We start from the raw sequence: 10,614 nt of genomic DNA, 5'->3' as shown, positions 1-10,614 counted from the left end.
TAAGCAATTTATAATAATTTTGGTTATACAATTTAGTTTTCGATAAAAATTCTCTTATATCACAAGAGATTATTACTCTTTTAATTTTATATAAAATACAGTATAATATATTAATTGTGGGAACAAAGCTAAAAAAATTTACAATAAATATTTTATATAAATTTAAAGCAACTTATGAGGTGAAGATAATGAATAATTATAAAAAAATTAATTTTAAGATAAATAAAAATATAGAGGGTAGTGAAGGTAAAAAGCATTTTTATTTGGAAACTTGGGGTTGTCAGATGAATGAGGAAGATTCTGAAAAGCTATCCGGAATGCTAAAAAAAACAGGTTATATAAGAACAAATAACAAGCATAATGCAGATTTAATAATATTTAATACTTGCTGTGTTAGAGAAAATGCAGAACTCAAGGTTTATGGAAACCTTGGTGCATTAAAGAAACTTAAAGAAAAAAATTCTGAATTAATAATAGCAGTGTGTGGATGCATGATGCAGCAAAAAGATATGGCTGAGAGTATAATTAAGAAATTTCCTTTCGTAGATATTATATTTGGTACACATAATGCTTATAAATTTCCTGAGTATTTGAATAGAGTAAAACAGGAAGGAAAATCTGTAATAGAAATACAGGATAAAGAAGAAGGGATTGTAGAAGGAATTCCAGTAGATAGAGAAAGCAGTATTAAAGCTTTTGTTACAATAATGTATGGATGTAATAATTTCTGTACTTACTGTATTGTGCCTTATGTAAGAGGTAGGGAAAGAAGCAGAAAGCCAGAGGATATAGAAAAAGAAATTAGTGATTTAGTTTCAAAAGGGTATAAAGAGATTACTTTATTAGGTCAAAATGTTAATTCCTATGGAAAAGACTTAGAACCAAAGATGACCTTTGCACAGCTATTAAGGCAGATAAATACAATAGAGGGTTTAGAAAGAGTTAGATTTATGACATCACATCCTAAGGACTTAACTCAAGATGTTATAGATGCCATAGCTGAATGCGATAAGTTGTGTGAGTATATACATCTTCCAGTGCAATCTGGTTCAAGTAATATACTTAAAAAGATGAACAGGATTTATACAAAGGAACAATATTTAGAACTTATAGAGAGAATAAGAAAGGCAATACCGAATGTAGCTATAAGTACTGATATTATCGTAGGATTCCCAGGAGAAACGGAAGAAGATTTTGAAGAGACTTTAGACCTTGCAAGAAAGGTTCAGTACGATTCAGCCTTTACTTTTATATATTCAAAAAGAAAAGGGACTCCAGCAGATGAGATGGAAGACCAGATAGATGATGACGTCAAGCATAATAGATTTAATAGGTTGGTTGAGGTAATAAATGCGTCTTCTGCTATCAAAAATAAAGAGTATGAAGGTAGAGAAGTTGAGGTACTTGTTGAAGGATTGAGTAAAAATGATGATGAAAAATTAATGGGAAGAACAAGAACAGGAAAGCTTGTAAACTTTACTGGAGAAAAAGATAGTATTGGAAATCTAGTTAATGTTAAAATAACAAAAGCAAATTCCTTTTCACTAGTTGGAGAACAAATTGGTTAGTGTATTATTCTAATGTAAGATAAAAAGCTCTGAGATAACTAGAGCTTTTTATTTTATAGGTCTTAAAATAGTAAATTAATTTAGCTAGGGAGGTAGCAAAAGTGGGTTTAACTCCAATGATGCAACAGTATTTAGAAGTAAAAGAGAGCTGTAAGGATTGTATATTATTTTTTAGATTAGGCGATTTTTATGAGATGTTTTTCGAGGATGCTGAAACAGCATCAAAAGAACTAGAACTTGTACTCACAGGAAGAGATTGTGGATTAGAAAAAAGAGCTCCTATGTGCGGGATACCGTTTCATGCTGCTAACGCGTATATAAGTAGGTTGGTTAACAAAGGATATAAGATTGCTATATGTGAGCAATTAGAGGATCCGTCAGCAGCTAAAGGAATAGTTAAGAGAGGCATTATAAAGGTAATTACACCTGGAACTTACATGGATTCATCATTTTTAGAGGACAACAAGAATAATTATATAATGTGTCTTTACATAAATAATGAAAAAAGTTCTTTTGCAATAAGCTTTGCAGATGTTTCTACTGGAGATTTTAGTTGTACAGATGCTCCCTTAGACATTTCAGTTGTTTTAGATGAAATATCTAAATATGCACCTAAGGAGATATTAGTTCAAGAAGAACTAGAAGAACAAATATGTTCTGGAATTAAAGAAAGATTTAATACATCATTCACAAAACTTTCAGAGGAATTTTTTTGCTCTGACACGATAGGAACTCTAAAAAATCAGTTTGCATATATAAACGAGGAGGAGTATAGTGGCGATTTAATAAAATGCTGTGGTTCTCTATTAAAGTATATAATTGAAACTCAGAAGACAGGACTATCACATATCAATAGCTTTCAATATTACAGTATTGTGGATTATTTAAGTATAGATTCAAATTCAAGAAGAAATCTGGAATTAACAGAGAATCTAAGAGAAAAGAATAAAAAAGGCTCTCTTCTTTGGATTATGGATAGAACTAATACTTCAATGGGGGCAAGGCAACTTAGGAGATGGATAGAACAACCCTTAGTAGATAAGATTTCTATACAAGGCAGACTTGATGCTGTAGAAGAATTATTAAATAATTTACCCATTCACGAAGATTTAAAGGAAGCACTGAAGGAAATATATGATATAGAAAGATTAGTTGGAAAAATATCCTCAAAAAGTGTTAATGCAAAGGAACTTATATCTCTGAAATCTTCTATTGAAAAAATTCCCGCTATAAAAGAAATAATATCAAGCTTTACGAGTAATTTGTTCATCAACATGCATAAAAATTTAGATGAACTTCAGGATATTTATAAAATATTATATGAAGCAATATTAGAAAATCCATCAATTTCAGTAAAAGAAGGAAATTTGATAAAAGAAGGTTTTAATGAAGAAATAGATGAGCTTAGAATTGCTAAAGTACATGGAAAAGAGTGGATAGCTTCTTTAGAAAATAATGAGAGAGAGGAAACTGGAATTAAGTCTTTAAAAGTTGGATATAATAAGGTTTTTGGATATTATATTGAAATAACGAAGAGTAATTTAAGTTCAGTTCCAGAAGGAAGATATATAAGAAAGCAGACTCTGGCAAATGCTGAAAGATATATAACTCCAGAGCTTAAGGAAATGGAGGATAAGATCTTAGGTGCGGAGGAAAAGCTCATTAATTTAGAATATGAGATATTCGTTCAAATTAGAGAAAAGATAGAAACAGAAGTAGATAGGATGCAGCAAACAGCTAGAATAATATCTGAGCTGGATTGTTTAAGTTCATTAGCTATAATAGCCTTGGAAAATAACTATTGTAAACCGGAAATAAATAATGCAGAAGAAATATATGTTCAAGAAGGAAGACACCCAGTAGTAGAAAAAATGATACCAAGTGGAAGCTTTGTATCTAATGATATTAATATCAATACGACAAATGAACAACTTCTTTTAATAACTGGTCCTAACATGGCTGGGAAATCAACTTACATGAGACAGGCAGCTTTAATAGTAATTATGGCTCAAATAGGAAGCTTTGTTCCAGCAAAGAAAGCTGTTATATCCGTTTGTGATAAGATATTTACTAGAATAGGAGCTTCAGATGATTTAGCAGCAGGAAAAAGTACCTTTATGGTAGAAATGTGGGAAGTTTCTAACATATTAAAAAATGCTACAAATAAAAGTCTTATATTGCTAGATGAAGTTGGGAGAGGAACGAGTACATACGATGGATTAAGTATTGCATGGTCAGTAATAGAATATATCTGTAAGAATAAAAAACTTAAGTGCAAAACTCTTTTCGCTACACATTATCATGAACTCACTAAACTAGAAGGAATTTTAGAAGGAATAAAAAATTATTCTGTCTCTGTTAAAGAAATGGGCAGTGATATAGTATTCTTACGCAAGATTATAAGAGGTGGAGCGGATCAGTCTTATGGTATAGAAGTAGCAAAACTTGCAGGGCTTCCTATTGATGTCATAAACAGAGCTAAAGAGATACTTGCTAGAATAGAGAAGGAAAAATCAAGCGATGTTAATATAGAGGAAATTACAGATAAAGTAAATAGCAATGTCCTAAGTAAAAAGAACAGTGAAGTTATAAGGTCGGAGCAAAGCTCAGAAATTATAAGAGAAGTGGCTTTAGATAAGAGAGAATCTCATCAGATGAATTTTATAGATATAGAAAAAGAAAATTTATTGAAAGAAATATCTTCTATTGACATATTGAATATGACTCCAATGGATGGATTTAATAAACTTTATGATATAATAAAAAGAACAAAAAAGCTGTAAATTTTTAATTTGTGTCTAGGAGGTGATTGTTTGGCGAGAATTAACATATTAGACACTGAAACATCTAATAAAATAGCGGCAGGTGAGGTTGTAGAACGTCCATCTTCTGTTGTAAAAGAATTAATTGAAAATAGTATTGATTCAAGTTCTAAAAATATAACGATAGAAATAGAAGATGGAGGACAAAAAAGTATTAAGGTTTTAGATGATGGTCATGGTATTCATCCTGAAGATATAGAAAAGGCATTCACGCCTCATGCAACTAGTAAGATATATTCTATTGAAGACATATATACCATAAGTACTATGGGGTTTAGGGGCGAAGCTTTAGCAAGTATTGCAGCAGTTTCAAATACAGTTCTAAAAAGCAGAATTGATGAATTTGAGTATGGAAAAGAGATTTCAATAAACGGTGGCATTATAGATTTTATTAGAGATACAGGATGTAATGTAGGAACTAGTATAGAAGTAAAAAATTTATTTTTTAATGTTCCGGCAAGAAAAAAGTTTTTAAAGTCTTCTAGTAGGGAAACTGCTTATATATCAGATATAATTAATAGACTTGCGTTAGCTAATTCAAGTGTTTCATTTAAACTTATAAATAATGGTAAAAAAGTATTAAATACTTATGGTACTGGTAAATTAGCAGATGCAATAAGATATGTTTATGGAAAATCTATAAGTGATAATATTATAAGTTTTGAGAAACATTCAGATATAGTATCAGTTTATGGTTATATTGGGAATTCGGATATAAGCAGAGGAAGCAGAAATAATCAAAGCGTATTTGTAAATAAGAGGTATATTAAAAGTAAGTTGATTACTGCTGCTGTAGAAAATGCATTTAAATCTTTTTTAACCATTAATAAATATCCATTTTTTATAGTTTTTTTAGATATATTTCCGGAATTCATAGATGTAAATGTACATCCAACAAAATCTGAAATAAAGTTCAGAGATGATAGAGAAATTTTTAAACTTACTTTCGATGCAGTTCATGAAGCTTTAAGGAATAGTCTAAGAAACTCTTTTGATATACCTCCTGATGAGGAAAATAAGTTAAAGCATGAGGAGATACATTCTGATAAAAGAGAAAGTAGTACGGTTCAACTACCGATTGATTTAAATTCTTTTGATCAAAAGAATTATAAAAATGAAGATTATGGCAATAATAGAAACTATGATTGTAATTTTCAAGGACTTAGTAATTTTAAAGAAGTTTTAAAAGAAACAAGGTATAATAAAACTGATTTTAATTACGACAATATAAATAGAAATGAAAAATTGCAAAGAGAAGAAACTGTTAATATTTATGATAATAGTAGAGAGACTGTTGACAATAATGATATCAGTACAAAAATTACATTACAAGAGAATCCTTACATTGAAAAATCAGTAATGGAAGAAAAAATTGCTAAATTTCCCCCATTAACTATAATAGGACAATTTAGAAATACTTATATTATTGCTGAAGCTTCAGATAATTTATATCTTATTGATCAACATGCAGCTCACGAAAAAGTGTTATTTGAAAAGTATAAAAGAAGTATAAAGGAAAATAATGTAGTTTCTCAGATTTTAATAACGCCTTCAGTTATTGAGCTTACGCCAGAAGACTATGATTATTATCTTGAAAACTGTGATTTATTCAAAAAATCTGGATTTGATATAGAAAGTTTTGGAGAAAATACGGTAAACATACGGGAAGTGCCACTTATATTAGGAAAACCTGATATTAAAAATTTATTTATGGATATATTGGATAACTTGAAAAATATGGGAAGCGGAGAAGCCTGGGAAATTAAATATAGTTCTATAGCTAAGCTTGCATGTAAGTCTGCAGTAAAGGCTAATGATAGTTTATCAAATATAGAGATGAAAACTCTTATTGAAGATTTAAGATTTATTGAAGACCCTTTTACTTGCCCCCATGGAAGACCAACAATAGTTAAGTTTACTCTAAATGAATTAGAGAAAAAGTTTAAGAGAATACAGTAGGGGGAATTTTATGAAAGACTTATTTATACTAGCAGGTCCTACAGCAGTTGGAAAAACGGATATTTCTATTAAGATAGCTAAAAGGCTTAATGGTGAAATAATATCAGCTGATTCAATGCAGATATACAAGTATATGGATATAGGATCTGCTAAGGTTACAGAAGAGGAAATGCAGGGGGTACCACATCACCTTATAGATATTGTAAAGCCTCAAGAAATCTTTAATGTATCACAATATAAGAAAATGGCTAAGGAAGCTATAGACAATATATATGAAAGACAGAAGATTCCTATGTTAGTGGGTGGCACTGGGTTATATATTAACTCTTTAATCTATAATTATGATTTTACAGAGGCATCTGTCGATGAAAATTATAGAAATTGCTTGCAAGAATTAGCACAAACTAATGGTAAAGAATATGTTCATAACTTATTAAGAGATATAGATATAGAATCTTATAATAGGCTCTTTCCTAACGATTTAAAAAGAGTTATAAGAGCTTTAGAGGTGTTTAAACTTACTGGAAAAACTATAAGTCAATTTAATGCAGAAAATGATATTTATGATATACCTTATAATGTGTATTATTTTGTATTGACTATGGATAGAGAAAAACTATATGATAGGATAAATAAAAGAGTAGATATAATGCTCGAAAAAGGACTTATAGATGAAGTGAAAAAATTGAAATCTATGGGATATACTGCGGATATGCAATCGATGAAAGGAATTGGGTATAAAGAGATTTTGTATTATTTAGATGGTGAAATATCACTTGAAGAGGCAATCTATCAGATCAAAAAGGGAAGTAGAAATTATGCTAAGAGGCAGTTAACTTGGTTTAGAAAAGATCAAAGGGTTAAGTGGATAAATAAAGATGAATTTGCAAATGAAAGTGATATAATAGAACATATAATACAAAGCTTTCTCTCATCAAGGAATTCTAAAATATAAAGGATTTTTTTAATATTTATAGAATTAATATAAAAATAAAAAGTGTGCGGAGGGTGAGGAATATGAGTAAAACAGCAAACAACCTACAAGATATATTTTTAAATGGGGCAAGAAAGAATAAAACAAATGTTACAATACATTTAACAAATGGTTTTCAAATTAAAGGAAATGTTAAGGGATTTGATAGCTTTACGGTAATATTGGATTGTGATGGTAAGCAAATGATGGTGTATAAGCATGCTATTTCGACCATTACGCCTGCAAGGCCGGTTCTATTTAGTGCTACTCCAGAAAGTGAAGGATAAGGATAGGCTTATAATTGCCTATTCTTTTTTTATGTGGTAATATAAACAATGTGTTATTGCATTAAGTTAAACATTTAGTCAATACATTAAATTTTCAACTAAATTCAGGAGGTTTTTCATTAAAAATGATAGATTTAACAAAAGAACAACTTAGTAAGATATATGGTATAAGCGATAAAACGATAAAACTTTATGAACAAGCTATGGAAGATGTAAAGGAACAATTTAAAGTTTATGATGAGATAAGAGAATTTAATCAACTAAAGGTGTTAAGTGCGCTGCAGGCTGAGAGAATAAGTGATTCACATTTTACTAATTCCTCAGGTTATGGATATGGTGATATAGGTAGAGATTCTTTAGATAAAGTTTATGCAAGAGTTTTTAATTGCGAAAGTGCATTAGTTAGGCCGCATTTTGTAAATGGAACTCATGCACTAGGAGCGGCTTTATTCGGCAATTTACGACCAGGGAATACAATGATATCAATTTGCGGGACACCCTATGATACGTTACATAATGTTATAGGTATTAGTGACAAGAAGAATATCGGATCCTTAAGAGAATATGGAGTGAATTACAAACAGGTAGACTTAACAGAAGAAGGCAGTATAAATTTTGATAAAGTAAAAACTGAATTGGAAAATGATAAAAGTATAAAATTGGTTCACATTCAGAGATCTACAGGTTATGGCTGGAGAAAAGCATTATTAATCTCAGATATAAAAGAAATTATTGCTTTTGTTAAGAATATAAGACCTGAAGTAATATGCTTTATAGACAACTGTTATGGTGAATTCTTAGATATTCAGGAACCTACGGATGTAGGAGCGGATTTAGTAGCAGGGTCCTTAATTAAAAATATAGGTGGCGGAATAGCTCCAACAGGGGGATATATAGCTGGTAAAGAAGAATATGTAACGCAGGCTTCATATAGATTAACTGTTCCAGGTATTGGTGGAGAATGTGGTTCAACCTTTGGAGTTATGAGACTTTTATATCAAGGATTGTTTCTTGCGCCACAGGTTGCTATAGAAGCTGTAAAAGGAGCCCTTTTCTGTGCAAGAATAATGGAGCTTGCAGGATTTGAAGTTCTTCCAAAGTATACCGATAAAAGAAGTGATATAATTCAAGCTATTAAATTTAATGACAAAGAAAAACTTATAAATTTCTGCAAGGGTATACAGCTAGGTTCGCCTATTGATTCCTTTGTTCAGTGTGAACCATGGGATATGCCAGGATATACAGATCAGGTAATAATGGCTGCAGGTGCCTTTATACAGGGATCTTCTATAGAGCTTTCTGCTGATGCACCTATAAGAGAACCTTATATAGCATATTTACAAGGTGGGCTTACTTTTGATCATGCAAAGATAGGAATACTTATAGCACTTTCTAAGGTTACAGGATAATTAATTAGAAGTTAAGTTATGAATCTGGAATTCGTAAAATAAAAATTTACGACGTATTATTTTTTAAAGGACAGTTGAGAGAAGACAGAGGACAGTGAAGGTGAGTTTTCGTCCTTACATCAGAAAACAAATTTATTTTTTTAGCGATGTTTTCCTAAAAATCCTCCTTCACTGTCCTCTGTCAATTGTACTCTGATATGCGAAGCAATATTTTAATACTGTCTATAAATTCCCACAAGTTTACCAATGATTTGGCAGTCTGGAACGATGATAGGAGACATTGTTTTATTTTCTGGTTGAAGTCTTATATGATCTTTTTCTTTAAAAAATCTTTTTAGAGTTGCTTCATTTTCTATCAATGCAACAACTATATCACCATTCTCTGCGGAGTTTATCTTTTCTATTATAGATAGATCTCCATCTAGAATTCCAGCTTCTATCATACTTTCTCCGCTTACCTTTAATATGAAAAGTTCCTTATTACTTTTTACATAATCCATAGGTAAAGGAAATACATCCTCAATATTTTCGACCGCTAGAATAGGAGAGCCAGCAGTTATAGTTCCTATTATAGGGACATTTACCAGTTCTTTTCTATTTGATGAGTTTTCAACGACCTCAATAGTTCTTGGCTTAGTAGCATCTCTTTTAATGAGCCCCTTTTTTTCTAATCTTTCAAGGTGGCCATGAACTGTGGATGTGGATCTTAATCCAACAGCAGCTCCAATTTCTCTAACTGATGGAGGATATCCTTTTTCTTTAATTTGACTTTTTATAAATTCGTAAATTTCTGCTTGTTTGTTGCTCTTGTGTTCCGCCATAAAAAACACCTCTCTAATTTAGTTATTTTGAATTATATCATATATAGAGACAAATATCAAACTTATGTTCTGTATGATGAGTACAATTTGTGGCAATAATTAACTATAAGTTAATTAGTTAATTTGAAATTTTAAGAAATAATTTATTCTCGTAAAATGACTTGGAATTTTAATTATATAATGTATAATATTATTTGGACCATTTTATAGTATAAAGATTTGTGTACTAGAATTAAGTATTAATGGTTTTACAAACTTAATTTGAAAGGAAGTAGCTATGAAAAGAGAATTTTGCATATTTAACAATAAGAAGAATTGCACTGATTGTGGAGAGTGTGAAAGATGCGATTTGGATCCAACTAAACAGTGTAATAATTGCGGTAAATGCCTTGAAACACAAGAATTTGATATGAAAGGTGTAAAAATTGATGGAATCATAGAAGATGATAAGGAAGCAAAAGAATATCAGGCCGAATTAGAAAATAATTCTGAATCAGAAGATGAAATTCAAGAGAATAATGATGATAGAGAACTAATCTATGACAATTATATAGATGGATATAAAAATGATGATGATGGAGAATTAGATGCATGGAATGAAAATATAGAATATATTGATGATATTGACGGATTGAGCGAATTAATGGAAGATGAAGATAAACTTAAAAAATATGCTAATGAAGAGTTTCCTGGGTTAATTAGGTTTAAAGGAAGAAAGAACCATGATTAAAAATTAAAGAGTATTTTTTGTAAGTGGGAACATCCATAGATTTGT

General features: G+C 30.4%; 8 protein-coding genes. 7 read left to right on the top strand and 1 reads right to left on the bottom strand.

The window, feature by feature from the left end; all coding sequences use genetic code 11:
• Positions 1-188: 188 nt before the first annotated feature.
• The 6 genes from miaB (at position 189) to I6U48_RS28145 (ending at position 9,018) form a co-directional block, all read left to right on the top strand.
• Positions 189-1,568 carry a tRNA (N6-isopentenyl adenosine(37)-C2)-methylthiotransferase MiaB gene (miaB, locus tag I6U48_RS28170; RefSeq protein ID WP_218323837.1) on the top strand — a complete coding sequence of 460 codons (1,380 nt, stop codon included), beginning with the start codon at positions 189-191 and terminating at the stop codon, positions 1,566-1,568.
• Positions 1,569-1,669: 101 nt separating this feature from the next.
• Entirely contained in the window at positions 1,670-4,351 is a 2,682-nt protein-coding gene (gene mutS, locus I6U48_RS28165) for a DNA mismatch repair protein MutS (RefSeq protein WP_218323836.1), read from the top strand.
• Between the two features lie 30 nt (positions 4,352-4,381).
• Entirely contained in the window at positions 4,382-6,349 is a 1,968-nt protein-coding gene (gene mutL / locus I6U48_RS28160; RefSeq protein WP_218323835.1) for a DNA mismatch repair endonuclease MutL, read from the top strand.
• A 10-nt stretch (positions 6,350-6,359) separates the two neighbouring features.
• Positions 6,360-7,304, top strand: coding sequence for a tRNA (adenosine(37)-N6)-dimethylallyltransferase MiaA (gene miaA / locus I6U48_RS28155; RefSeq protein WP_218323834.1), 945 nt, complete (start codon positions 6,360-6,362; stop codon positions 7,302-7,304).
• 62 nt (positions 7,305-7,366) lie between these two features.
• A complete protein-coding gene (gene hfq / locus I6U48_RS28150; RefSeq protein WP_218323833.1) occupies positions 7,367-7,609 on the top strand; it encodes an RNA chaperone Hfq in 243 nt (80 codons plus the stop codon).
• Between the two features lie 125 nt (positions 7,610-7,734).
• Positions 7,735-9,018 carry a methionine gamma-lyase family protein gene (locus I6U48_RS28145; protein WP_218323832.1) on the top strand — a complete coding sequence of 428 codons (1,284 nt, stop codon included), beginning with the start codon at positions 7,735-7,737 and terminating at the stop codon, positions 9,016-9,018.
• Between the two features lie 212 nt (positions 9,019-9,230).
• Here the strand turns inward: I6U48_RS28145 and lexA are convergent, their stop codons facing one another.
• On the bottom strand, positions 9,231-9,839 hold the full coding sequence (gene lexA, locus I6U48_RS28140) for a transcriptional repressor LexA (RefSeq protein WP_218323831.1): 609 nt from the start codon (positions 9,837-9,839) through the stop codon (positions 9,231-9,233).
• Positions 9,840-10,116: 277 nt separating this feature from the next.
• Between lexA and I6U48_RS28135 the strand changes: the two genes are divergently transcribed.
• Entirely contained in the window at positions 10,117-10,569 is a 453-nt protein-coding gene (locus I6U48_RS28135) for a hypothetical protein (protein WP_218323830.1), read from the top strand.
• Positions 10,570-10,614 lie beyond the last annotated feature (45 nt).

It is taken from the genome of Clostridium thailandense (assembly GCF_019207025.1).
GTDB lineage: Bacteria > Bacillota > Clostridia > Clostridiales > Clostridiaceae > Clostridium_AM > Clostridium_AM thailandense.
Note: the sequence above shows the minus strand (reverse complement) of the source record. Positions and strands in the feature narration are given on the sequence as shown.